This window comes from Sphingomonas sp. TREG-RG-20F-R18-01, from assembly GCF_022662475.1.
GTDB lineage: Bacteria > Pseudomonadota > Alphaproteobacteria > Sphingomonadales > Sphingomonadaceae > Sphingomonas.
Genome location: NZ_JAKNQQ010000018.1, coordinates 13,166 through 36,015 on the forward strand (window position 1 = coordinate 13,166; position 22,850 = coordinate 36,015).

At 59.8% G+C, this 22,850-nt stretch carries 21 protein-coding genes, 3 pseudogenes and 1 other annotated feature; of the genes and pseudogenes, 14 read left to right on the forward strand and 10 right to left on the reverse strand.

What is annotated here, in order from left to right:
• Positions 1 to 422: 422 nt before the first annotated feature.
• Positions 423 to 1,166 (reverse strand): Crp/Fnr family transcriptional regulator, encoded by a 744-nt coding sequence (locus tag L8K25_RS21035; RefSeq protein ID WP_242140988.1) that lies wholly within the window; start codon positions 1,164 to 1,166, stop codon positions 423 to 425.
• A 157-nt stretch (positions 1,167 to 1,323) separates the two neighbouring features.
• On the opposite strand from L8K25_RS21035, the gene L8K25_RS21040 reads away from it, so the two are divergent.
• The 8 genes from L8K25_RS21040 to L8K25_RS21075 all read left to right on the forward strand — a co-directional run bounded on the left by L8K25_RS21040 (position 1,324) and on the right by L8K25_RS21075 (position 6,547).
• A protein-coding gene (locus tag L8K25_RS21040) for an IS5 family transposase (protein WP_242141009.1) occupies positions 1,324 to 2,096 on the forward strand; the annotation gives its coding sequence in 2 pieces (ribosomal slippage) (positions 1,324 to 1,636 and positions 1,636 to 2,096; 774 coding nt in all).
• A 154-nt stretch (positions 2,097 to 2,250) separates the two neighbouring features.
• Positions 2,251 to 2,670 (forward strand): DUF2382 domain-containing protein, encoded by a 420-nt coding sequence (locus L8K25_RS21045; protein ID WP_242140989.1) that lies wholly within the window; start codon positions 2,251 to 2,253, stop codon positions 2,668 to 2,670.
• Complete coding sequence (locus L8K25_RS21050; RefSeq protein WP_242140991.1) at positions 2,654 to 3,280, forward strand: OmpA family protein; 627 nt, start codon at positions 2,654 to 2,656, stop codon at positions 3,278 to 3,280. The genes L8K25_RS21045 and L8K25_RS21050 overlap by 17 nt, the downstream gene beginning before the upstream one ends.
• A gap of 61 nt (positions 3,281 to 3,341) precedes the next feature.
• Positions 3,342 to 4,166 (forward strand): DUF2382 domain-containing protein, encoded by an 825-nt coding sequence (locus L8K25_RS21055; RefSeq protein ID WP_242140992.1) that lies wholly within the window; start codon positions 3,342 to 3,344, stop codon positions 4,164 to 4,166.
• A 67-nt stretch (positions 4,167 to 4,233) separates the two neighbouring features.
• Entirely contained in the window at positions 4,234 to 4,596 is a 363-nt protein-coding gene (locus L8K25_RS21060) for a hypothetical protein (RefSeq protein ID WP_242140994.1), read from the forward strand.
• A gap of 28 nt (positions 4,597 to 4,624) precedes the next feature.
• Positions 4,625 to 5,161 (forward strand): hypothetical protein, encoded by a 537-nt coding sequence (locus L8K25_RS21065; RefSeq protein WP_242140995.1) that lies wholly within the window; start codon positions 4,625 to 4,627, stop codon positions 5,159 to 5,161.
• A complete protein-coding gene (locus tag L8K25_RS21070; protein WP_242140996.1) occupies positions 5,148 to 5,543 on the forward strand; it encodes a phage holin family protein in 396 nt (131 codons plus the stop codon). Before L8K25_RS21065 ends, L8K25_RS21070 begins: the two co-directional genes overlap by 14 nt.
• Positions 5,543 to 6,547 carry a DUF3618 domain-containing protein gene (locus L8K25_RS21075; RefSeq protein ID WP_242140998.1) on the forward strand — a complete coding sequence of 335 codons (1,005 nt, stop codon included), beginning with the start codon at positions 5,543 to 5,545 and terminating at the stop codon, positions 6,545 to 6,547. The genes L8K25_RS21070 and L8K25_RS21075 overlap by 1 nt, the downstream gene beginning before the upstream one ends.
• Positions 6,548 to 6,920: 373 nt before the next feature.
• Here L8K25_RS21075 and L8K25_RS21080 read toward each other — a convergent pair.
• A pseudogene (locus tag L8K25_RS21080) lies at positions 6,921 to 7,693 on the reverse strand (IS630 family transposase); the annotation flags it as partial.
• A gap of 107 nt (positions 7,694 to 7,800) precedes the next feature.
• Positions 7,801 to 10,098 carry an FdhF/YdeP family oxidoreductase gene (locus L8K25_RS21085; protein WP_242140999.1) on the reverse strand — a complete coding sequence of 766 codons (2,298 nt, stop codon included), beginning with the start codon at positions 10,096 to 10,098 and terminating at the stop codon, positions 7,801 to 7,803.
• A gap of 629 nt (positions 10,099 to 10,727) precedes the next feature.
• Here L8K25_RS21085 and L8K25_RS21090 point away from each other — a divergent pair.
• Positions 10,728 to 11,054 carry a hypothetical protein gene (locus tag L8K25_RS21090; RefSeq protein ID WP_242141000.1) on the forward strand — a complete coding sequence of 109 codons (327 nt, stop codon included), beginning with the start codon at positions 10,728 to 10,730 and terminating at the stop codon, positions 11,052 to 11,054.
• 303 nt (positions 11,055 to 11,357) lie between these two features.
• Here L8K25_RS21090 and L8K25_RS21095 read toward each other — a convergent pair whose 3' ends face one another.
• The 4 genes from L8K25_RS21095 to L8K25_RS21110 all read right to left on the reverse strand — a co-directional run bounded on the left by L8K25_RS21095 (position 11,358) and on the right by L8K25_RS21110 (position 15,686).
• The gene (locus tag L8K25_RS21095) at positions 11,358 to 12,068 is read right to left on the reverse strand and encodes an NTP transferase domain-containing protein (protein WP_242141001.1); all 711 of its coding nucleotides are present in this window, start codon (positions 12,066 to 12,068) and stop codon (positions 11,358 to 11,360) included.
• Positions 12,065 to 13,159, reverse strand: a complete 1,095-nt coding sequence (locus tag L8K25_RS21100) for an inositol-3-phosphate synthase (protein ID WP_242141002.1) — start codon at positions 13,157 to 13,159, stop codon at positions 12,065 to 12,067. Before L8K25_RS21100 ends, L8K25_RS21095 begins: the two co-directional genes overlap by 4 nt.
• 16 nt (positions 13,160 to 13,175) lie before the next feature.
• A complete protein-coding gene (locus L8K25_RS21105) occupies positions 13,176 to 14,018 on the reverse strand; it encodes a CDP-alcohol phosphatidyltransferase family protein (RefSeq protein ID WP_242141003.1) in 843 nt (280 codons plus the stop codon).
• 375 nt (positions 14,019 to 14,393) lie between these two features.
• Positions 14,394 to 15,686: a glycoside hydrolase family 130 protein gene (locus L8K25_RS21110; protein WP_242141004.1), complete on the reverse strand. Its 1,293-nt coding sequence runs from the start codon at positions 15,684 to 15,686 to the stop codon at positions 14,394 to 14,396.
• 980 nt (positions 15,687 to 16,666) lie between these two features.
• Here L8K25_RS21110 and L8K25_RS21115 point away from each other — a divergent pair.
• Complete coding sequence (locus tag L8K25_RS21115; protein WP_242141005.1) at positions 16,667 to 16,813, forward strand: lmo0937 family membrane protein; 147 nt, start codon at positions 16,667 to 16,669, stop codon at positions 16,811 to 16,813.
• Positions 16,814 to 17,600: 787 nt separating this feature from the next.
• Here L8K25_RS21115 and L8K25_RS21120 read toward each other — a convergent pair.
• Positions 17,601 to 18,632 (reverse strand): methyl-accepting chemotaxis protein, encoded by a 1,032-nt coding sequence (locus L8K25_RS21120; RefSeq protein ID WP_277923767.1) that lies wholly within the window; start codon positions 18,630 to 18,632, stop codon positions 17,601 to 17,603.
• Between the two features lie 224 nt (positions 18,633 to 18,856).
• Here L8K25_RS21120 and L8K25_RS21130 point away from each other — a divergent pair, with 224 nt between their 5' ends.
• The 3 genes and pseudogenes from L8K25_RS21130 to L8K25_RS21140 all read left to right on the forward strand — a co-directional run.
• A complete protein-coding gene (locus tag L8K25_RS21130; RefSeq protein WP_242141006.1) occupies positions 18,857 to 19,420 on the forward strand; it encodes a recombinase family protein in 564 nt (187 codons plus the stop codon).
• A gap of 706 nt (positions 19,421 to 20,126) precedes the next feature.
• A complete protein-coding gene (locus tag L8K25_RS21135) occupies positions 20,127 to 21,038 on the forward strand; it encodes an Abi family protein (protein ID WP_242141007.1) in 912 nt (303 codons plus the stop codon).
• Between the two features lie 112 nt (positions 21,039 to 21,150).
• Positions 21,151 to 21,708 (forward strand): annotated as a pseudogene (locus tag L8K25_RS21140) (transposase); the annotation flags it as partial.
• Between the two features lie 125 nt (positions 21,709 to 21,833).
• Positions 21,834 to 21,962 (reverse strand) — a sequence feature (AL1L pseudoknot).
• On the opposite strand, the pseudogene L8K25_RS21145 reads toward L8K25_RS21140, so the two are convergent.
• Positions 21,894 to 22,243 (reverse strand): annotated as a pseudogene (locus L8K25_RS21145) (transposase); the annotation flags it as partial. (Overlaps the previous feature by 69 nt.)
• Before the next feature lie 181 nt (positions 22,244 to 22,424).
• Here L8K25_RS21145 and L8K25_RS21150 point away from each other — a divergent pair.
• On the forward strand, positions 22,425 to 22,634 hold the full coding sequence (locus tag L8K25_RS21150; protein WP_242141008.1) for a hypothetical protein: 210 nt from the start codon (positions 22,425 to 22,427) through the stop codon (positions 22,632 to 22,634).
• Positions 22,635 to 22,641: 7 nt separating this feature from the next.
• Here the strand turns inward: L8K25_RS21150 and L8K25_RS21155 are convergent.
• The coding region (locus tag L8K25_RS21155; RefSeq protein WP_347341169.1) for a hypothetical protein at positions 22,642 to 22,850 on the reverse strand (209 nt) is incomplete at its 5' end.

Consider the following 22,850-nt stretch of genomic DNA (forward strand, 5'->3'; position numbering starts at 1 on the left):
ATCGCCGGCATAGCCGGCGCCCTTAAACGGGCGTACCAGCGCGTGAGCGATTGTTACCCGTCAGGGGCGAGACGCCGATCGGCGGCTTGATCGGAGCGAAGCGGAGATAGAGCGCAGCCCGGCACGGGCACGTCGATGCTTCTCCGTATACTTGTATACATTGGCTCGCGAGTTTCTGATCAGTAATGGCAATCAGCGCGGCCAGCCTCTTCCCGATTGGGATCGCTTTTGAGAATGAGCTGCCAGCGGTGCTGTTCATAAAACGTCCGTTGACGGACGTGTAAGGACCGTTCGGTTGTGTTGTCGGCTGATATCTCGCGAAGGTGTGTTCACCCATCACCCTGACTTGCGAATAGGGCATTGCAGCCACGATGAGTTTGGGAGCCCTATGTTTTGAGCCGCCATATCAGATAGACGTCTCGCTAATCATTGCATTCCGGACTTGGGTCGTCAGTGAGGATGCGGGCCAGCTCTTGATGGACAAGTTCGTAGCATTCGCAAGCGACGCCTTCGAGAGCGTTGCGATCCTCGACCTCGATCATCCCACGAGTATTTTGAATAAAGCCGAGTTGCCTCAAATCTCGCGTGACAATGCTGATAGAGTTTCGCTTGACCCCCAGCATTTCAGCTAATGACGCTTGAGTGAGTGGCAAAAGATCGACGCCGCTGCGGTCATGCGTCGTCAGAATCCAGCGCGCGCAGCGTTGCCGGACGGTATGGATGGCGTTGCAGGCGACGATCTGGAGCGTCGTCCGCAGCAGTACTTCGCGGTAACGCGAGACCGCTGAACACAGGCCAACACTGCCGTCGACCATGTCCTCGAAGCCTTGTGCGGTCGTGCGCACCGCAGTGCCGGGCACCTGCACGAGGAATCGGCTAAATGCGGGATCGACATAGCCGCTGGCTGATGTTGCGATCACACCCTCGCGGCCGATGGTCATAGTCTCGACTGAGCGTCCGTCTTTCATAACGGCAATGAGCGACACCATGCCCGACAAGAGAAAGTAGACGTGCGTTAGCGGAGCACCCGGCTCGTACAGCACCGTGCCGGCGCGTAGGTCCACAAGCTCGCATACATCAAGGAGCTTGGCTTGATCGTGTGGGGAGACGCGATCCAGAAGGCCGTTCCCGGCTGGCCAAAGTTGCAGCGTTGCTTCACCCATCATGCTGATCGCATCATCTTTCTACCGCTCCGACGCCTATAAGCAACTGCTTCAATGGGCTGCGACTTCCATGCCTCAACTAGGCATCGTGGACAAAGCTTGACCTGAGACTCGCGGGTTGATTCAAGGCTGCCTTTTGGAGGCGGCTTTGGGTGAGCGGATCGGGGTATCGGACGACGAGTGGGCGCTGATCGGGCCGCTGCTTCCACCCGAACATGGCCGCGGATGTCGGCCTGCAGGTGACAACCGGCGCTATTTCGAAGGCATGATGTGGATGGCGCGGTCAGGGGCGCAGTGGCGGCTGCTACCTGACGATTATGGCAAGTGGAACAGCGTGTTTCGGCGCTACCGGCGCTGGGTCGAGACGGGTGTGTTTGACGCCCTGCTGGAGACGCTGGCCGAGATGGTGGCGCGCGATACCAGCGCCGACATGATCGACAGCACGGTGGTCCGGGCGCATCATTGCGCCGTCGGGCTAAAAAAGGGGATCAAGAGGCCCAGGGGCTTGGCCGGTCGCGCGGAGGCTTTACCACCAAGCTCCACGCCCGCTGCGATGGGCACGGGCGACCGCTTGGCTTCGTCCTGACGCCGGGCCAGGCGCACGATGTGAAAGGTTTCGGTCCGCTGTTCCGAATGCTCGATGAACGCATCGACGCGCTGCTCGCGGACAAGGGTTACGACGCAGATACCATCCGCGCAGAGCTCGCCGCAGTCGGTGTTGAAGCGGTCATCCCCACCAAGAGCAATCGCCGCGTCCCCATCCCGCATGATCGCGAGAAATACCGCTGGCGGAATCTCGTCGAGCGCCTGTTCAGCAAGCTCAAGAACTGGCGCCGGGTTGCCACACGATACGACAAAACCAAAGAATCCTACCTCGGCTTCGTCGCGCTCGCTTCAATCAAACTGTGGATACCCTTTGTCCACGAGGCCTAGTAGCTTGATCCTAATTAAGGCTTCCAAAATTTTGCGGAACCAAGCTCGTACCTTTCAGTTTTCTGCATCCTAAGATACACTTGGCGGAGCGTGATTGCTGGCCCGCTGCGTGTGCTCCTCGACATCGCTCGGAACAGAGAGATCGACAAGCTACGTGGCCAAACCTGAAGATCACGAGACGACAATTCCGATTATCGAGGAGGTGGCGACAGTCTCTACCCGAGAGGTGGAGACCGATCGCTTGCGCGTCCGCACGATCGTCGAGGAACGGGCGACGGACGTCGTCGCGCAACTCGCCAAGCAAGAGCTGCTGGTCGAGCGCCGCACGGTCGAACGCGAGGTGACGGAAGCGCCGCAGCCTTACAAGGAAGGCGACATGCTGATCGTGCCGATCGTCGAGGAGCGCCTCGTAGTAGAGAAAAAGCTGTTCGTTACCGAGGAGCTGATGGTCCGCCGCGTCGCGCGAACCGAGGAGGTCCACGTCCCCGCCACGCTCAGGTCGATGCGCGCCATTGTCGAGCGCGAAGGCGATCTATCTCACGACAGGAGAGACGTTCATGCCCGATCCGAATGACGCCCGCCCAGGCGCACCAAGGCACGTTCATATCGAGAAGAATCAGCAGCCGGGATGGTTGAAAGCATTGGCGTGGCTGTTGCTCGCGCTTGGTCTATTGGCGCTGATCTTCGCGCTAAACCGCTGCCACAGCGACAAGACGGCTGCCGTTGCTCCCGCCCCCTCTCCCACCGCCGTCATCGGCGCTACTCCGAACGCCGCCAAGTCGGCCGCGCTGGTCGGCACGTCGGGTCTGGGCACTTATCTGGCTGGGAGTGAGGCCACGCCGCGGACGTTCATTTTCGAGAAGCTGAATTTCGACACAGCGAAGAGCGACATCCGCGCGGCTGATGCAGCAGAGGTCGCTCAGGTTGCCGCAGCACTCAAGCAATATGGCACGGCGCATGTCCGGGTCGCCGGTTATGCAGATTCGCGCGGTAGCGACACCGCCAACATGGCGCTTGGCAAGGCGCGCGCCGAGAGCGTCAAGTCTGCGCTGGTGAGCAAGGGCATCGACGCCTCGCGGATCGACACCGTCTCTGGTGGTGCGACCGATCCCGTCGACACCAATGCCACAGCTGGCGGCCGGTTCGAGAACCGCCGCACAGAGCTGGTTGTGACCGATCGGTAACCTTTTTTACCCTGCCCCCCTTCAACCAAGGAGAAGTACCATGTCCAGCACGATTACGGCTTTGTTCGACACCCGCGCTGAAGCCGAAGCCGCAAAGGAGCGCCTGACCGCTGCTCACGTGGAGGCAAGCCATATCAATATCCACGACAAGTCGAGCGCAGGCTACAAGGACAGTGGCTATTCTACGCACGAGGATCGCGGTATCTGGGACTCCATCAAGAACGCCTTCGCACCCGACGAGGACCGCCACGCTTACGAAGAAGGCATTCGCCGCGGCGGAGTGCTGCTTACCGCCGACGTCGATGATGACCATGTCGACGCGGTGGTCCGCGTGCTCGAAGAAGCCAATTCGATTGATGTCGACGATCGCTCCAACCAGTGGCGTTCGTCGGGGTGGAATTATCCGGCCGCGGGCAGCGGAGCCGCTCTCGGCGCGTTCGGCACCACCGACAAGAAGGTCACCGCCGGTGCCACGGGCACCGAAGAAGTCATTCCCGTCGTCGAGGAGCAGCTCGTCGTCGGCAAGCGCGACGTCAGCCGTGGCGGCGTGCGCGTTCGCTCCTATGTCACCGAGACCCCGGTGCATGAGCAGGTTCGCCTGCGCAACGAGCGCATCGACGTCGAGCGCCGCCCGGTCGATCAGCCGCTTTCGGCGGCCGAAGGGGATGCCTTCCGCGAGCGAACGATCGACATGACGGCAACCGGCGAAGAGGCGGTCGTCGGCAAGACCGCCCGTGTCGTCGAGGAGGTCGTCGTCTCCAAGACCGCCGACGAGCGTGTCGAGGAAGTTGATGACACGGTTCGTCGGACCGACGTCGAGGTCGACCGCGACACGGACGTTGAGACCAAGAGCTCTACCTTCGGAACCACCGATAAGCGCACCTAAGTCGGTGCGAGGCGTGCGTGGTCTCAAGCCCGCGCACGCCTCAAGCTCTTGTCAGCGGGAGAGCGTGATGAGCTTCGGACGCGCACCTACGATCATCCTTGCCCGCAGCGGCTTGCTCGCCATGAGCGCCGCCGGGGCACTGCTGTGCGGATGCGATGGGCCGCATGCAAAGGCAGGCAAGCAGGCTGATGTCGCAGCCGGGATAAAGGCAGGTCCACTCACCAAAGGCCCTAACGAGCGGCTAGGCGTCGTTCAGGACCGCGCCGAGCGCGACCAGGCTAGGGCCGTCGAGGATCGCGCCAAGGAAGTTCGCAGCGCCGCCGATACCCAGGCGGATGCGTTGGAGCGGCAGGCTGCGGAGACCCGCAAAGCCGCTAAGCAATCCGCAAAGGCGCTCGATCAACAAGCCAACGCCATCCGCGGCAAATAGAACGCGGTAACACTTTCAGGAGAGTACTATGCAAGACCCGACCGATTTCGACAGCCCGTTGAGCGAACCGCGCCAAAGCATTCCGCCGAGTGCTACCTCGACGAGTGGTTCTAGCTCGGCCCCATCTGTGGGCGGGGTGACGGATCAGGCGAAGGAGTTTGCCGGCCAGGCGGCCGACAAAGCCTCGTCGTTTGTCGATCAGGTGAAAGACAAAGCCGTCGGCGCTGTGGAAGGTCAAAAGGCCGGCATTGCCGACCAAATCGAGGACTTCGCTAGTTCCGTTCGCAAGTCCAGCGAGCAGTTCATCGGCCAGCAGGACTGGATCGCGAGCGCGATCGAGCGCGGTGCTGCGGAGCTGTCAACACTAGCATCGTCGCTTCGCGAGAACGATGTAAACGCTTTGTTCGGCCAAGTCCGCACCTTTGCCCGACAGCAGCCGGTCGTGTTTATCGGTGCGTCATTTGCGGCCGGGTTTGCGCTCGCTCGCTTTGGCAAGATCGTCGCGGCCGATGTTTCGCGCGACGATCGGCCGACGCTCCCGAAGGTCGGCCATGGACAGGGTTGATCCGCGCGCGTCCCATAGCTTGGGCGAAATCGCGGGTGGTCTTGCCGGTGACGTCCAAGACCTTGTCAAAGGCGAGTTGAAGCTGGCGCGCGCCGAGTTCGATCAGAAGCTTCATGGGCTGATAGCGGGTGCCGTCTCGCTAGTGGGCGGCGCGCTGGTTGCGTTTGCAGGGCTGGTGGTATTGCTCGAAGGCGGTGCCGCGATCCTTGCTAAATGGATGCCCGCATGGGCGGCGTTGCTCATCGTCGGCGTCGTCATTGTGCTGGTGGGCGGAGTGCTCGCTCGCGGCGGGCTCGCCAAGCTTTCGCTGAAGAACCTTACGCCAGATCGGACTGCCGCTAGCCTCAGTAAGGACGCGCGCATCATGAAGGAGCATTTGTAATGGTCGAGATGACCGAAACCGCGGCGATCGAGCACGATCTTGCCAAGACCCGCGCCCGTATGGACCACCGGCTCGACGAGCTTCAGGATCGCCTGACTCCCAAGCAGATGCTGAATGATGCCTTCGCCTACTTTCAAGGCGGAGATGGCGCTGACTTTACGCAGGGACTGCTCGTCAAGCTCAAGGCCAACCCACTACCCGCGGCGCTGACGGCCGTGGGCATTGCATGGATGATGGCGTCGAGCGGCAAACCGACCGCGACGGCTCGGACCTCTACCGAGCCCGATATGGCTTTCCGGCTCTGGCAAGCCGAAGCTGGCGTTGTTCGCGGCCAGGATGAACATCCTGACGCACATGCCTCGCGGCTCGACGACGCTCGCGGCAAGGTGCTTGGTATCGCGCGGGACACCGCCGACACCGCGCAGAGCTATGGACAGAAGATCAAGGATGCGATGGTGTCCGCCGCACAGAGCGTCCGCGAGAAGGCTCACGACATTACGGCGAGTGCATCTGACGCCGCTGGTAACCTTGGCGACCGCGCTCAGCGTGGAAGCATCGCCGCTCAGAGAGGAATGGGTAACATGACACAATCGACGCGTGAGGCGCTTGCCTCTGTCACCAGCAACCCGTTCGCGCTCGGCGCAGTCGCGGCTATCGTCGGCCTGGTCGCCGGATCGCTGATCCCGACCAGCGATCAGGAAGAACACGCTCTTGGCGCGACAGCTGATAAGTTGCGCACAGCCGGTCGCGATCTGGTGCAGGACGTAGTCGACCGCGGCGGCCGTGTCGCCAACGAGGCGCTGGGCACCGTGAAGAATAGTGCCCAGGCGCACGGGCTAACGACCGACAAGCCAATCGGCGACGTCGTGGCTGACCTCAAAAGTGGATCGCTCGTCGATTCTGTCAAGCAGGTTGCGTCCGAGGCGGTCAATGCCGGCAAACAAAGTGCGCAGGCGCATTTTGGAGGCGGAGAAGACCGCACTCTGTCGGGCAACGTCAACTAATTGATCGGGGCCGGCTAGCACCGGCCCTACCTGACGGCGTCATCACCGTTCGGTTGTCGCGCATATCAAAGGCCGAATGAAACTTGGCTCAAACGCGGTTTACCGTTGTAACACCGTACAAAACATCAATGCTTTCCCGACGCATCGATTGAAATGAGTTTCGGGAATACGGCCCCTGTACATTATGGGGGACACAGATTCCGGCAGGCTTTCGTAGACCGGTTGCCGTACGAGTTTTCAGGGCAATCGGTTTATGAAAGGCCGAAAGCCGCACGTTTCTGTCACCGTTATTATTACCTACAGAACCGGGTGTTTCTGAAACTATGGGCGGTAAATTAGGTATTTGCAGCCAACCGGGAATCCGTGTCCCCATAATGTACAGGGGCCTAGTATCGGTGTTGCAATAGGGCAGGACGAGACCGGCCGCCTTTCCCTCCTGCGGGCAGATTGCGCCGAAGATATAGGCCGATTTCGTGCGCTGATCGTGCGGTGCCGAGGGTCGCGTCCCGCGCTTGGCCCATCGTCGCGTGATCTTGTTCTTCTGCCCGATCCTGGCCTCGTCCTGAAACCAGATTTCTATCGGTGTGCCGCGAGGGAGCGTGGTTTTGACCGTGTCCAGCTCGGCGGCAAAGCCCCTTTTTTGAAGGCTTCGATCGCCTCTGGATCCTGCGCATGGTGTTTGGGCCGAGCGGACAATTTCCGATAGCCAAGCGCGCGAAGCTCGCGGCTCAGCGTCGGCCGCGAAACCGACACCGAGAAATCGTCCCACAGCATCTGCGCCAGGTCGATGATCCGCCAGCGCACCACGCCGTGCGCTGCCGGGATCGGCCCCCGCTCGATCGCCTCGACCAGAGCCGCGCGGTGCGTCGCATTCAGGCGCGGCGGCTTGCCCGGGGCCTTTTTGTCGATCAGCCCCTCAGGCCCCGTCGCGTTGAACTTCACCACCCAGTCCCGCACGATCTGCACCGTGACGCTCCCGAGCCGCGCGGCCTCCGTCCGGCTAGCCCCCTCATAGATCGCCGCCAACGCGAGCAAGCGCCGCGCCTGGGCGCCATCCTTCGCGTTACGAGCGGCCAACCGTACCGTGACAGCGTCGAAGTCGGTGTGAAGCGCGATCGGCATGGCAAACTCCTGTCCGTTTGCCATGTTGAATCAAACCGAGCCGCCGGGGGCAACCCCCTTCCAAGTCACGATCATCGGATCTTGGTATTACTCCTCTTTTTTAGCCCGACGGCGCAATAATGCCCCCCTGCCTACATGTCGCGCCTGATCCTCACGGGAACGCCCTTCGATGCCGGAGTCTTTGACGCCTTGTCGTGATACCACAATGGGACGAGCGGGTTCATCTCGGGATAATAACCACCGATACAACCGTCGGGAAGATCGAACGGTGTGACCTTCAATCCGGCGACCTCGCGGTGCACGTCATCACCGGCATCGCCGACGAGCGCTACCACGTCGCCTTCGTTCAACCCCTGCAGCTTCATGTCTCGGGGATTGATGAGCAGAACGGTGCGAGATCCACTGATGCCGCGCAACCGATCGTCCATTCCGTAAATCGTCGTATTGAACTGGTCGTTCGAACGCATGGTGATGAGGTGGAAGCGCCCGTTGCCGCCCGGCACGCCGACTGCAGACAACACGGTCGGCACGGTAAACTCGGCCTTGCCGCTCTCGGTCTTCCAGATCCGCTCGTGCGCCGAATTACCACGATAGAAACCGCCGGCTTCCCACATCCGGTCGTTGAAGTCGTGGAACTCTTCGGGATAGGTTTCGGCGATCTCGTCGCGGACCAGCGCGTAATCGGACGTCCACGCATCCCAGCGCAGCTTTGGGTTTACCGGGAGCAGAGCCTTGGCGATGCCTGCAATTATCGCTAGCTCGGATTTAAGTGTCGCTGCGGCGGGCGAACGCTTGCCACGCGATCCGTAGATGTGGCTGAAGCTGTCCTCGATCGATACCGACTGCGGGCCGCTTGCTTGCACATCTTCTTCTGGGCGAGCGAGACACGGCAGCAAATACGAAGCCTTACCATGGATGAGGTGGCTGCGGTTCAGCTTGGTTGCCACGAAAACCGTGAAAGCGAGCCGCTGCCATGCTGGCTCCATCGTGTTGCGGTCTGGTACCGCGCGAACGAGATTGCCGCCGAGGCTTAGGAATCCTTGTACCGAACCGTCTTTGATCCCATCACAGGCATCAACCGTGGTCAGGCCTTTATCGCGTGGCGGATCGAAGCCAAACTGGGACTGGATCTTGTCCAGAGGCACTAGCTCGGGCTTTTCCGAAATACCGACAGTGCGCTGCCCTTGCACGTTGGAATGACCGCGAACCGGGTTCACGCCGGCGCCCTTTTTTCCGATGTTGCCGCGCATCAGCATAAGATTGACCATCATCTGGATGCTTTGCGATCCGTGGACATGCTGGGTCAGGCCCATGCCGTAAACCGCGATCACTTTTTCGGCGCCGACATAGACGTCGCCTGCCGCTTCGAGATCCGCACGCCGCAAGCCGGAATGCTCCTCGATGTCAGCCCAGTCAGTCTCATGCGCCTTGTCGCGGAACGCTTCCCAGCCGGACGTGTGCTGCTCTATGAAGCTCGGATCTAGGATGCTGGGCTTGCCCCCGGCGAGCGCCATGTCATCACGTTCGAGCACCCGCTTCACCACACCCATGATCGCCGCGATATCGCCGCCGGGGCGGACCTGAAGGTACTGATGCGCCAGTTCAGTGGGCTTTTGCGACAACATCTGGATCGGGTTTTGCGGATTGATAAACCGCATCAACCCGACTTCTTTGACCGGGTTAAACACGATGATCTTGCAGCCGCGCTTTACCGCCTCTTGCAAGGGGTGGAGGAAGCGAGGGCTGTTAGTGCCAGGGTTCTGCCCAAAATAGAAGATCGCATCGCAGTGATCGAAATCCTGGAGTGTGCAGGTGCCGACCGGTGATCCCGTCACCTTCTTCAGCGCGACGGACGTGGTCTCATGGCACATGTTCGAGCTGTCGGGCAGGTTGTTGTTTCCATACGCGCGCGCCAACAACGCATAGAGATAGCTCGTCTCTAGCGACGCCTTGCCGGACGCGTAGAACACGACAGACTTGGGATCGACCCCCTTTAACTCAGCCGCGATGCCAGTGAACGCCTCGTCCCAGCCGCACTCGACATAGCGGTCACTTGCGGCATCATAACGCATCGGTGCCGTCAGCCGCCCTTGCATCTCTAGGTCGAAGTCTGCCCATTCACGCAACTCGGTGACCGTGTGCGTTGCGAAGAATTCTGGCGTACAGCGATCACGCGTCAGGTCCCAGATCGTGGCCTTGGCGCCGTTCTCGCAAAATTCAAACGCATGGGGCTCAGGTGGCTTTGCCCAAGCGCAGGACGAGCACATATAGCCTTCGGGTTTGTTTTGACGTCGCAGCGTGTCCAGTGTGCCGGGCGAGGAAAGCTCGCGCGCAAACACTTTGGCCATGCCAAGGACCGATCCGAAACCGCCGGAAGAGCCAGAATAGTAAACGGTTTCGTCGTCAGTGTCGGTGTTAGGATCGCTCATTTTGGGTCTCCGACTCACGCATGTAGGAGCGCATGCGAATGTATAATCGTGATAAACGCCTCTCGAAAGCGCTGTGTCCGGCAAGAGTCACGATGACCATTGATTAAGCAACCGGCGGCCGCCTGCCGCCTCGATTACACAGCCCATACATGGGTTGATTGAGATTTGTGACCTACCAGAACCGCTGTGTGGCCGAAGCCAACACCAGCCAAATCAAGGCTATCCAAGATATCGCGCAGCTTCGTTTGCAGCCTTGTAGCGAATATAGATGTTTTGCGACAAGTGGTCGCTCAAATGTCCAACAAACGTCGTTACAGACACCCCTCAGTCGATTGTGTCGGCCTGAAGTTGAGCGTCGGCCTCAGCCCCGCTCTTCGACCAACGCGGAACGATCCGGGTCCCCGTGCAACCCAATTCCGCAACCGCCGTTTGATCAAAAGAAAAAGTCGGGAAGTATGCCGAATGGCTGACAAGAATGGCGACGGAAGCGCCACAGTGTAGAAAGCAGACGCGAAAGCGGCAAGGATAGCGAAAAGAACCCACGCAAATCCTCCCTTTCCCAAGTTGAGCTGGGCAAAAAAAAGGGCGGCAAAGCCAAAAACGACTAAAGGCAGGCATCAGGAGAGTATATGACGGACACCTACAAGCCGACTGCCAAAATTGCGGCCAACGCAACCAAGGGACTCGAATTGCGAGAGCAGTTTAACCGCGGCGGCACCGACGTTGGTGTGAACCGGGCAAAGCAGCTCGCTGAGCGGCATGAACTCACCGAGGCAGACGTGAAGTCCATGCATAGCTATTTCGCGAGGCACGAAGTGGACAAGCAGGCGATAACTCACAAGTGGGATTCAGATACGGACCCGTCTGCAGGTTACGTCGCCTGGTTGCTTTGGGGCGGGGATGAGGGAAAAACATGGGCAGACGCCCATGCTAAAGTATTACACAAATCCAATTAAGCTGCTCTGAAACTTAGTTCAGTGACTTGGCAATTTTTGCCTTACTTATGCTTGGTCGGACCGGAGCATTGCGTTTCCGGGCCAGATCATAGAGTTTAGCCCTTGCCCCATGTTACCGCGAGCTCTTCGTCATCACTGCGACATAGGTCGACTGGGCAGAAAGTGTTTACCCCGACAAGTGTCGGCGCACTTCTTTGCTGTAGTGCATTCATAGTCTACACCCGAAAGCACATCGCTCGCTGCCTTTGGTAAGTAGGGGTCGGTTCCGGCTGAGGGCAAAACAACACTCTAATCGGCGATATCCTAGGCCAAACTTTTCAGATGCAGCCACGCTCCCGCCTTGTCCAGTGCGACCTGATCGTCGACATCGATCCAGTCTAGGTCGCTGCAATCGAGGGTTAACGCGCGCCCCTCCTGCGCGAGTATGCGCATGCCCTCGGTGATGGAGGGATCTTCTAGTCCGTGCAGCGCGGCAAACAGGCCAGCCCCAATCGCGAATACGCCCGTATCAAAACAGTCGTAGGAAACGAGACCCTTGCCAATCTCGACGATCCGCTCGGCTTCGGTTCGGACGCATGTGACATCGTTCAGGTCGACCCAGTCGCTGCCGATCCGACGGTCGATCGCCAATCGCGCCATGCCGGCAGCACCAGCTTCGGCAGTGCGGCGGTAGAGTTCGGGGTCGACCAGATGATCGCACATCGCTAGCAGCGCCTCCCGGCCGGCCGCATGCCCTTCGGCCGCTAGGAGGGAAACACCGTTTGGCTTGCGGTAATCCTCGGTTCGCACCGTCTGGACAGTGATCGGCCACTTCGTCGCCGCAATATGGGCTTCGATCAGTTCGGCACCGTAACCCAGCACCACGATCACATTCTTCAGTCCGGCATTAGCCAGACCGGCGATCGCATGATCGATGAGCGGTCTACCGCCGACCGGGCAGAGAGGCTTGAGCGGGGCGGCGGAACGCAGGCGACTGCCTTCGCCCGCCGCCAGCAGAATCGCGGTGTCGATCATGCCCGCTGCATGATGAAGTCTTCCACCGCCTGTGCTGCGAGGTCGTCAGTCATCTGCGTGCGCGGATGCTTGCAGAAATAGGCCGATGCGGCATCGATTGGACCGGCCAATCCGCGATCTTGCGCTAGTTTGGCGCAGCGGATCATGTCGATCGCGACCCCAGCGCTATTGGGACTGTCCTCCACCGAGAGACGGAGCTCGAGGTTCATTGGAACCCCGCCGAACATCGTACCTTCCATGCGCAGGAAGCAGACCTTGTTGTCGTTCTGCCAAGCAACATAATCCGACGGGCCGATGTGCACATTGTCAGCGTCGAGCCGTTCAGCAGCGACCGACTGCACCGCCTCGGTCTTGGAGATCTTCTTCGAGGCGAGCCGGCGATGGTTCGACATATTGAGGAAGTCGGTATTGCCGCCGGTGTTGAGTTGGTAGGTGCGCTCCAGCTTGACCCCGCGCTTTGCGAACAAATCAGTCAACACGCGGTGGACAATCGTCGCCCCCAGCTGTGCCTTGATATCGTCGCCGATGATCGGGACGCCAGCCTGTGCGAAGCGGTCAGCCCATTCGGGGTTGCTGGCGATGAATACCGGGATGTTGTTGACGAACGCCACGCCCGCCTCAAGCGCGCATTCGGCGTAGAACTCGCTGGCGGCTTGCGATCCGACCGGGAGATAGTTCATCAGCACGTCGGTTTTGGAAGAGCGGAGCGCGGCGACAACCTCTTCCTTGGTCGGCTCAGGCGCGTCGGCAAGCAGAAAGGTACGGTCGTCCGCATAGTCCGCCATATGTTCGGCGACACCGTCCAGGACCTTACCCATCCGCACGGTGGTGCCGGTCGGTTCGATCGAGGCGCAGAAGACGGTGGTGCAGTTGGGCTTGGCGAAGATCGCCTCGGCAACGTCCTTGCCGACCTTCCGCCGGTCGACGTCCCATGCCGCCACCACACGAATGTCGCTCGGCCGGTAGCCTCCCAGGTCGTGGTGCATCAGGCCGATCGTCTCGTTCGTCCCTTCTCGGTAATACGACAGGCCTTGGACCAGGGAGCTTGCACAATTGCCGATGCCGATCACGGCGACGTTGATACTCGTCATTGGTTCTTTAGGTCCTTCAGGTAGATGACAGTGTTACGATCACAGCGGCACCAGCTAGTCGCGCTTCGAGCCTGCGGTGCCAGACAATTCCGACCAGCAGAACCGCGGAAAGTGGGCCAAGCTCGAACCACCAGAACCAGCGCGGATCGTGAGCAAGGCAGGCGAGACCGATCGCGTAGACCCGTACGTTTGCGCTGAGCAGGCTCATCAGGCGCATCGGCCCGACCGCTGCCGTGCCATAAGTAGTCGCGAGCTTTGCTGGAGCCGATTGCACGCCGAGCACCGCATCGAAGCGAGCGGCCGAGCGCTCCAGCGTACCTGCGACATAATCGTAGAGCCGGACGAGCGGATTGCGGCTCGGTGTCGGCCGTATGGCTACTGCCACGCCCATGCGGCGGCGGTGGAAGCGGGCGCGCTCGCTTTCATAAAGGTTCGACTGGACCGCATGGGCTGCACCCGCCGCCAGCGTCAACGCCCAGACCGCGGCCGTCCCGATCGAGCATGCGAGCACGACGTAAATCAACGTGAACACTCCGTGGTCGCACAGGCCGTCCAGCACACGGCCAAGCGGGCTGCTGGTACCGGTAGCCCGCGCGACCATGCCATCAAGCCCGTCCGCAACAAGCCATGCAATCGACAGCAGCAGGCCCAGCATCACGAACATCCAGCTCTGCCAATGTGCGTAGGCCAGCGCTGCCAACCCGCCAACGGCAAGTCCGCCCAGCGAAACGACGTTGGCCGAAATTCCGCGTGCGATAAACCACGGCAGCAGCAGACGTGCTGCGGGATGTATGATCCAAAGGTTTGTCGGATCCTCGATCCGGCGATCCCGCGACCGGTCCGGCGTAGGAGCTGTCATCGGACTGACACGTACAGCGCGACACGGATGCGCAGCAAGGAAATTAGAGAGCCTATATGCCCCGCACGCTACCGCGACGAGGGCCAGACGATGCGGACCAACTTGCCGCTTTTGGCGCTTTTTGCGCTGCAACTTGGCAGCGATTCCTCGTCAGGATGAACGAATGGCCAAAGTTTGTAATTAAGTGAGATCCTCATAATATATAGTTATTGGTATTTCTAGCAATACCGACAAATACAACTATAATTACAAACGATAGCATAAAACAGTTCGTCATTGCGCGGAATCAGTACCCATGATCGACTGCACGGCACCTTCTACTTCTCCGCCGTCGTGCCAGGCGGTTTCACGCCTACGCGAACGCTCCCAAGCGCATTAGCTCATCCGAGCCAGCAAATCGTCGATCCTGCAACTTGCAAAACTGGCGAAATTGTCGGCGACTCCGAAAGGCAATAGCAAGGTACGGTCATGAACGATCGCGCCACAACTATATACGACATTGGGAACATAGCCGCTGCGTTCCGACGGACTTGGCCGCAGGATTGGTTCCGCCGTCCGCGCAAGCAGCTTGCCAGGATCGGCCTTGTCGAGCAGGCACGCCCCCATGCAATAGTTGCGCATCATGCCGACGCCGTGTGTGATGACGAGCCATCCTTCGTCCAATTCAATCGGCGATCCGCAATTGCCCATCTGGACGAATTCCCACGGGTAGCGTGGACCGATCAGCTTGGCGCCTCCGTCCCAGACGGTTAGTTTGTCCGACGCAATCAGCCAGAGATTCTCATTGTCTTGGCGGCCGATCATGTGAAAGCGGCCGTCGATCTTGCGGGGGAAGAGCGCCATGCCCTTGCTCGCCGGGACAGATCCCTGCAGCGTCGTCATCTCAAAGGTATTGATGCCAGTGCCCCGGAACAATTCGCAGCGCGCAGCGCGCCCGTCGAACGCCGTATAAGTCCCGAGAAAACTAGGCGTCCCGTCGTCTTCGGTGAAGCGCACCATGCGTAAATCCTCGATCCCCTGGCGCTGACTTTTAGTGATGGGGAACAACACGCTTTCGGACGGGTCTTGGCTGCCTTCACAGATTACCCGCGTCGTTCCGGTCTCGCCGCTTTCATCGGGGCCTTCGATCCGTGGCGATGTTACCCAGGGACTGGCATCGTCGACCTGAAAGCCAGTGCTGGCGCCCCAGCTGCCGGTGCGGAAGGTTACGGAAGAGACATGGCCTTCGCCAATGCCACGCAGCGAGAGAATAAATTTGATCCCGTCCGTCGGAGCACCGTCCTGATTCATCCGCCGAACGATACTCGGATTGAACAAAGCTGCCGCTTCGAACGAATATTCCGCGCTGAGATAGGCTCCAATTAGCAATTGCTGCTCGTGATCCGCAGTCACGTCCTCCGGCAGACACGCGATCACGTCCTCAAAGCGGCGCAGCAGCATGGTTTCGACGTTGCGGTGCCGCTCCGAAAGGGTGGTTATAGCAATTTCGCAATTCGCGCGCCGCAACGTCGGGTCAAGCGACAAGACGCGCTCGACCACCTTTCGCATGCGGGGATGCTCAGTGTCGGCGAACGGCTCCGGATATTCAACGCTGAATGGCTTGATCACGGTGCGGGACGGATCGGGGCGCAAGTGAATTCCGGAAAACTCAAACAATCCTTCAGTCATATTGATACGTCTCCGAGATCGCGTAGCATTTCAACTCGGTGTCTCGGGGCTGGATAGGTTTCCCCGCTAGCCCTGCGCGGGGCGCCAAGCGAAAATAGTACCTCTTAAACGCCGAACCGGTAGCAGCCTCGCCAGGGTAAGCAAGCAAGCGCATCTATGGCAAACGAGACTTGCTGTCGCATGTCGGACTGGTGGGTTTCTTTCGGCCTCGCGCGCTAGGCCCGAGCGTGCAGCGACCGGCTGGGCGCTTACATCAACGTAGCGGCGCGGCGCTGATTGCGGCGCGAAGACAGCATCTTGCTCGGCGGTGACGGCCTTGAGCAGGATTTCGGCTGACTGAGCCGGAAAGTACCGTCGCCGGACACGGCTATCCATAACTGCCTGCCGTTCGTAGAAGATCAGGCGGTCGATATTGTAGACAAGGTTGGCGAGTGTGATCTTCGCTTCGGGGTGCGCGATGCGATAATGCAGCCAAACAGGCCATCCCATCCTTCTAACCGACGAACACGTGCTTGATGCGCGTACGAACGGTAGATCGTTTGGCATTGGCACCGGATGCGCCTCTGGACATCGGCTTGCACTTGGGCTTTTTGCGCTGGACCCCGCTGACCCGGCTCATCGATTTCAGCCACGCCTCGTTAGCCTGGCTTCGGCAGGCGATGTCCGCCCAAACTAAAACTATTTTAGAAGATTGTGTCGAGGGTGGATTCTGCGGTGCTTGTGAATGCGAGCAGCGTGTCGGCAAAGGCCTAGCGACGATTTTGAGTACCGCCTGTCGAACGGCGAGCATAGTAGATGTGGCGGTGGGTCTTAAATTCTTTTTCCCGTCCCGGGGCGATGAGGTAGCGAGATTTAAGAAGGTGTATACGATCCCCGGCACAGCATGGCGATAATTTAAGCGCTAAGGAACATTTTCTGTTACGATCGCGTTTTGGCTTTAGGAGGATGCTGTTGTGGCGTCTGTCGATCGGAGGATTCCCATGCTTTGGACCGTTGCTGTAATTCTCCTCATTCTCTGGGTCCTTGGGTTCGCTGTCCATATCGGGGGCGGGTTAATTCATCTTCTGCTGGTCGCCGCGGTGGTCGTGGTAATCTTCAATTTGGTGAGCGGTCGTCGCGCGGTATAAGCGATCGCTTGACCTTTACATTTTATGGGCGCGGCGCGGAGGGATGACCGAACCCTCTTTCGCTGTCCCGCTATCGCTGTCCCGCTATCGCTTTTCTGCAAATGGATGTCAGCCGACCGGTCGCTTTGCGCTGACCATTGACAAGCAACTTTCTTCGATTGGGAAGATCGATTTTTGTCTGGCCATTCAAGGAGCCACCTCAAAGTGCCAGCGCACGGTCTTGTACGGGTATCCGTGGGACCACGCCTTAAACGATCCCAGGCTGCCGACAGCGACGACCTGGAGGTCAGGATTGGAAGCTGCTGACGAGGGCAGTGAGATTACTAGTACGCCGCTTCGAAACGGGCCTGTTCATCCCATCGAACCTGTCGTCTGTGAGCACAAGCCCCTCCACGGCGAGCTCGATGTATGCCACCGGCTTCTGCGTAGGAACATTTAGGCCTGCTTTAGATCGAAGCTCTACTCCATATTTTAACTGAACCGGTACGTTTTTGCACGATCGGCCGTTAAGCGGACATGAGCACGCACTGCGGATGCATCTGATGGGCAGGCCCGGACATTTCTTGCTCGTACCGTCTTAACGTTGCTATCGCGAGGATAATCGCCGTGCAGGTCGTTCAATAAGTTCGCTGTCGGACAAAGACGCGGGCTACGACCCACAGTAATATTATAGCCTCAAGGTAGCGCAAGAATGGCATTACTGTGCCAAATACGAAGACAGCCAGTCGCGCCAGGTTTAGTGGGTTTGGTTGCTCCCATTGGTCAGCCGCATGTATCGCTCGAATACTTACTCAGTCGCAAGTGCTTTGGCTATTTCGTCTTCAGTAGCGACACGGTCTTCAATGACGCACCGATATGCGAGACCTGGCATACCAAGGTCAGATGGTACCGTGGCCTGCGCAACGATCAAACCATCATGGGTGGTTAGTTGAGGCTGTATTGACGCGATGGCATGCGGGTGGTGGGCATGAAAGGAGTAACCCCCCGTTGAGGCGACCACGCGTCCCGCTTGATCGACGATGGAGATGGTCGAGCGATCACACTCACGACGGGATACATCCATGATTCGCTCCACCTGACCTTCGAAGTCATACTCGAGGTAGAACACCCCGACGGTCAGACCATTAACGACGACTGGCGCGACGTAGACGAGCACCTTGCGGTGGTTGGACCAGGGATTGTCCCAGACCTCGTCCGTCACCCAGCTATCTTGCTGGTCGAGGCGGAGGGCCCGCTCGAACTGCGCCTGTCCCTTGAACTCGACGGACCGGACTGAGGCGTTCTCATGGGCACAAACGGTCATCGATCCGTCGGTGTCGACGAGAAAGGCATTAAGAAAATACGGTGACAGACGCAGCAAGGAACGGAGACGTTCCAACGCCTCGGCTTGATAGCGCTTCCCCGAACCCTGCATTACCAGCGCGTCTTGAATCGACTTATCCGCAGCTAACATGCGGAGGTCGATCGAGCGATCGTATAGCGTGCGAGATAGGCTGCCGGCGATGGATTGGGCGAGTTCACGCAAACGGCCGCCCTCGAACTCCTCCAGCAGCTCGTTGGCGATAGCAGCGCCCAGCTGAAGCCTGTCCATGACGCCAGCTCGGAAGGCGATGGACGCCTGCCGAGCGCTACCAGCCAACAATTTCACTTCTGCGGCGACAACTCCGAAGCCGCGGCCGGCTTCACCGGCGCGTGCTGCCTCGATAGCAGCGTTAAGTGCTAACAGATTGGTCTGCGCAGCGATCGCTTCTGCCTTGCTAGCATGCAAGTCGACATCGCTGCCAAGCGCCGAGATGAGAGAGCGTAGACGACGAGGCATGACTTTCCAATCAACAGGCTGGCTAATCTAAGGTGATTAATGCCTCGTTAGATTCGACAGCCATTGCTGGAACTCAAACATTTGGATGGATCGCGCGGAAAATGAGGAATCTGTCGCAAATATGCTAAGTTCCGCGACCACCGCTCCAGCGCTCTGTTTTCCTCATGAGCTTCTGTCGCAAAAGTTTGTTGCACAACACTTCTTTTGTGATACAGTTTTGCGACATGCTGATTGGCTACGCCCGTGTGTCCACCGATGACCAAGATCTCCGGCTGCAACGCGCCGCATTGAAGGAGGCCGGATGCAAGCGGACGTTCGAGGAGAAAATCTCGGGCGCGAAGCGTGACAGGCCCGAACTAGCCAGGATGATCGACCAGCTGCGCAACGACGACACGGTAATAGTGACGCGGCTCGATCGGCTAGCACGCTCAACCCGCGACCTGCTCGACATTGCCGAAAAGCTGAAGGAGGTCGGCGCCGGCTTGCGCTCGCTGGCCGAGCCTTGGGCGGATACGACCTCGCCTGCTGGCCGTATGGTGCTGACTGTGTTTGCCGGCATCGCCGAGTTCGAGCGCGAGTTGATTCACCAGCGAACCAACAGCGGACGAGTGGCGGCAAAGGCGAGGGGGGTCCGGTTCGGCCGCCCGCCTAAACTTACCTCCGATCAGATCGCGCTATGTGAGCGGTTGGTGAGCGAAGGCACATCGGTGCGCGAAGCAGCCAAGCTGCTAAAGTGCCACCATGCCACGCTGTACCGGGCGCTGACCGCCTCGACGTTGACAGTGTGATGCAGGACGCTCTGCGAACCCGTGCGCGGAAAGGGGAGGCCTGATGCCGATCCGCCCCGAGCATGTGTTCCTATACCCGATCGATTGGCCGCAACTTTCGCACTATGTGCGGTTCGTGAGGGCAAGAGGCTGTTGCGAGCATTGCGGGCGTCCTCATGGCGAGAGGGTATTTCATCTGCGGGATGGGCGATGGTGGGACCGTAACCGGCATTGCTGGCGCAACGGCCAGGGCCGGCGTGTGCGACGCCCAACCGAAGACATCCTAACGCACGGCGCTTGGACGCCTGTGGTGCTAGCCTGCGCTCACCTCAATCATAATCCCAGCGACAGCGCGCTCCACCAGTTAGCGGCCCTCTGCCAACGCTGCCACATGCTTCACGATGGCTTGGAGCATCGACGCCGGCGCTGGATGAACGCACACTATCGGCGCGCGCTGGGCGACCTGTTCTACGGTCCTTATCCGGTTCTCGGGGCTGAGTGGATCACCCCCACGCCAATCAGCATGCTTGGCGATAGCCCATCGCTCTACGCCTGGTTTCGGTGAAGGATGACCATTGTAGCTGCCGAAAACGGCTCGAAAAGGGCCCGCCCTTATTGCTTTGTTGAGTTTTCGCTCATATCTCGGGGGCAATCGAACCCGCCAGGCCTCTGCTCGTAAGGGTATGCACACTTGGCGGGTCTTTTTTTGTCCTGCTAAGCAGGACGGGTGCCACGCCCCTTCACAAAACCCGCGACGACGATCGCGCAGCAGATTCAACATCTCCAAGCCGAAGGCATGGCGATTCCCGACGTGGCGCGGGCCGAACGCTGGCTACGCCATGTCAGCTACTACCGCTTGAGCGCCTACTGGCTGCCCTTCGAACATCCCAAAGGCAATCCTGGCCCGCGCTTCCTACCGGGCACGAGCTTCGATACCGTCACCGCCTTGTACGATTTCGACCGCCGTCTTCGGCTGCTAGTGCTTGATGCAATCGAGCGGATCGAAGTCGCTGTGCGGGGAAGCTGGGCGTACGAGGTGGCGCAGCGGTTTGGCCCCCACGGCTATCTGAATACGGCGCTTTACTATCATCCGGGTAAGTATCACGACAACTTGACCCGCTTGGCTAACGACGTCGCAAGCTCGCCCGAGACGTACATCGACCATTATCGTCGGACCTATAGCACGCCGGCGATGCCGCCGGTGTGGATGGTGGCGGAGATGATGTCGTTCGGGCAGCTCTCGCGTTGGTATGCGCTGCTCGCCGATCGGGCGCTGCGCAACGCCATCGCCAAGCCCCTCGGGCTACACGAGGCGGTGCTGGTGCCGCTCCTGAAGCATCTTTCCACGATTCGAAATAGCTGCGCGCATCACGCCCGGCTCTGGAACCGAGGTTTTCTGCTGCGCATGCGGGTGCCCTACAAGCCAGCTGCACTCGTTAACACGCTCGAGCCGCCGACAGTCCATGCTCCAGCCCGGCTCTATAACGCCTTGGTCCTCATCATTTACCTGCTGAGGCATGTCGCTCCAGCATCGACGTGGCGTGACGAGCTGATAACGTTGCTCGCCCAACATCCGACCGCCGATTTATCCGCAATGGGTTTTCCTCAAAATTGGACAGCTAGGCCCTTGTGGCTTTGAAATTCCCTCGGCCCTCGGCGGTCACAGACCGGACGAGACTGTTAAAAAAGTAGCGCTTGCGGCCTTTGGCGCAGGGTGATTCACTCGGTCCAGGTAGCCGGGAGTGCGGAGGATGATGGGTCGACAGGTGGCGCAAGGGTCGCTGTTCTACGGCTTCCGGCTCGACGATCACGTGCCCGGCGACCACCTTTTGCGTCGGATCGACGGACTGCTCGACTTTGGCTTCGTGTGCGAGGCACTGGCCGATAGCTATAGCGCGGTAGGGCGGCCGTCGATCGATCTCGAACTGATGCTCCGGATGCTGCTGGTCGGTTACCTGTTCGGCATCCGGTCCGAGCGTCGGCTGTGCAAGGAGGTGCATCTCAACCTGGCGTATCGCTGGTTCTGTCGCCTCGATCTCGGTGACGCAGTCCCGGATCATTCGACTTTTTCCAAGAACCGGCATGGCCGCTTCCGCGCGTGCGATATGTATCGCCTGCTATTCGAGAAGGTGGTCGCGCGATGCGCCGCGGTCGGACTGGTCGCGGGCCGCGAGCTTGCCGTGGATGGCAGCACGATTATGGCGGATGCCAGTTGGGAGAAGAAGCTGCCTGGCGCGACCGCAGCCGACGAGCTGCGCGCGCGTGATACGGTGTCCCGGCCCGTGGCAGAGTATCTTGCCGCGCTCGACGCCGCGCTGCCGGTTGCCGCCGACGAACGCGAGCCAATGGAGCCAAAGCATATTTCGCCGACCGACCCGCCATCGATATGGGCGTGGTCATCGCGGCCGCAGGCGGCCGCGTGACGCACGTTGCCGGCCGAGCGCAGATGTTCGCACCCGGCCTCGCCTGCCCGCTCTGCACCCGCCTAGGCATCGCGGTGATCGTCAATGAACGCGATCATCGCCGGAACGGGCGGTCGAGCTCCGCCTGCGCAAAATATGCGGACGCCTTGCGCAGAATCTCGTTGGCCTGCCGCAGCTCACGGACCTCGCGCTCGAGCGCCTTCACCTTGTCGGCAACCTCGGTCGGGACACCGGCACGCTTGCCGCTGTTGACCTCAGCCTTCTTCACCCACTCATGCAGCGTCTGCGGAACGCAGCCGATCTTCTCCGCGATCGACACCATCGCTGCCCATCGAGAGGGATGATCCCGCTCGTGGTCGAAAACCATCCGTACCGCACGTTCGCGAACTTCCGGCGCAAACTTGTTCGTCGTCTTGCTCATACAGGCTCCACCTTCTCGGGAGTTAGAGCCTCCGGCAAACCCGGCGCGGTTCAATTGGCACCGCACCGGATCGGGCGGTGCTGATATAAGTGAGCTGGTGCATTGGCCGCGACTCCTTTTGCCATTACAACTAGAGCCGCTAACAACAGGTTGTTAAGTCGTGGTGAAATCGGAGAAGGGCATGGCCATAGAGCTGGATGCGCTGGCAACCGAAGTCGCGGCCATGCAACACGCGGCCGAGCAGATCGACGATCCAGCCTTTGCGCATTTTGCGCTGCAAGTCGCGCGTCATTGCCAGTGGGCTCTGGACGGGATTGCGGCGCGGGGCGGCATCATCGACGATCAGATCCGCTGGTGGCCTGCCTGGAACGACAAAGCGGGTATTGAGTAAAATCGGCTCAGCTCGACCGGATTTTAAGTTTTGGCCGCTCGGACTTTTGATGTCCCCGCAGCTCTCGCGCCTGGGCTTTATATTCGATCGCGAGCAGGCGGTGGGCGGAGGCCGCTTCGGCGCTGGAACTCGATTCGGCGGCTTCCGTCTCCTGCCGGGCACGCCGCTCGTAATATTCAAGATTATCGTTGTCCAACGCTCGCCTCCTCAGATTTG

Bases quoted from the DNA above. Each gene is read 5' to 3' on its own strand.
- L8K25_RS21035 (WP_242140988.1), bottom strand. From the start codon at position 1,166: ATGATGGGTGAAGCAACGCTGCAACTTTGGCCAGCCGGGAACGGCCTT.
- L8K25_RS21050 (WP_242140991.1), top strand. From the start codon at position 2,654: ATGCCCGATCCGAATGACGCCCGCCCAGGCGCACCAAGGCACGTTCAT.
- L8K25_RS21060 (WP_242140994.1), top strand. From the start codon at position 4,234: ATGAGCTTCGGACGCGCACCTACGATCATCCTTGCCCGCAGCGGCTTG.
- L8K25_RS21065 (WP_242140995.1), top strand. From the start codon at position 4,625: ATGCAAGACCCGACCGATTTCGACAGCCCGTTGAGCGAACCGCGCCAA.
- L8K25_RS21070 (WP_242140996.1), top strand. From the start codon at position 5,148: ATGGACAGGGTTGATCCGCGCGCGTCCCATAGCTTGGGCGAAATCGCG.
- L8K25_RS21075 (WP_242140998.1), top strand. From the start codon at position 5,543: ATGGTCGAGATGACCGAAACCGCGGCGATCGAGCACGATCTTGCCAAG.
- L8K25_RS21085 (WP_242140999.1), bottom strand. From the start codon at position 10,098: ATGAGCGATCCTAACACCGACACTGACGACGAAACCGTTTACTATTCT.
- L8K25_RS21090 (WP_242141000.1), top strand. From the start codon at position 10,728: ATGACGGACACCTACAAGCCGACTGCCAAAATTGCGGCCAACGCAACC.
- L8K25_RS21095 (WP_242141001.1), bottom strand. From the start codon at position 12,068: ATGATCGACACCGCGATTCTGCTGGCGGCGGGCGAAGGCAGTCGCCTG.
- L8K25_RS21100 (WP_242141002.1), bottom strand. From the start codon at position 13,159: ATGACGAGTATCAACGTCGCCGTGATCGGCATCGGCAATTGTGCAAGC.
- L8K25_RS21105 (WP_242141003.1), bottom strand. From the start codon at position 14,018: ATGACAGCTCCTACGCCGGACCGGTCGCGGGATCGCCGGATCGAGGAT.
- L8K25_RS21110 (WP_242141004.1), bottom strand. From the start codon at position 15,686: ATGACTGAAGGATTGTTTGAGTTTTCCGGAATTCACTTGCGCCCCGAT.
- L8K25_RS21115 (WP_242141005.1), top strand. From the start codon at position 16,667: ATGCTTTGGACCGTTGCTGTAATTCTCCTCATTCTCTGGGTCCTTGGG.
- L8K25_RS21120 (WP_277923767.1), bottom strand. From the start codon at position 18,632: ATGCCTCGTCGTCTACGCTCTCTCATCTCGGCGCTTGGCAGCGATGTC.
- L8K25_RS21130 (WP_242141006.1), top strand. From the start codon at position 18,857: ATGCTGATTGGCTACGCCCGTGTGTCCACCGATGACCAAGATCTCCGG.
- L8K25_RS21150 (WP_242141008.1), top strand. From the start codon at position 22,425: ATGGCCATAGAGCTGGATGCGCTGGCAACCGAAGTCGCGGCCATGCAA.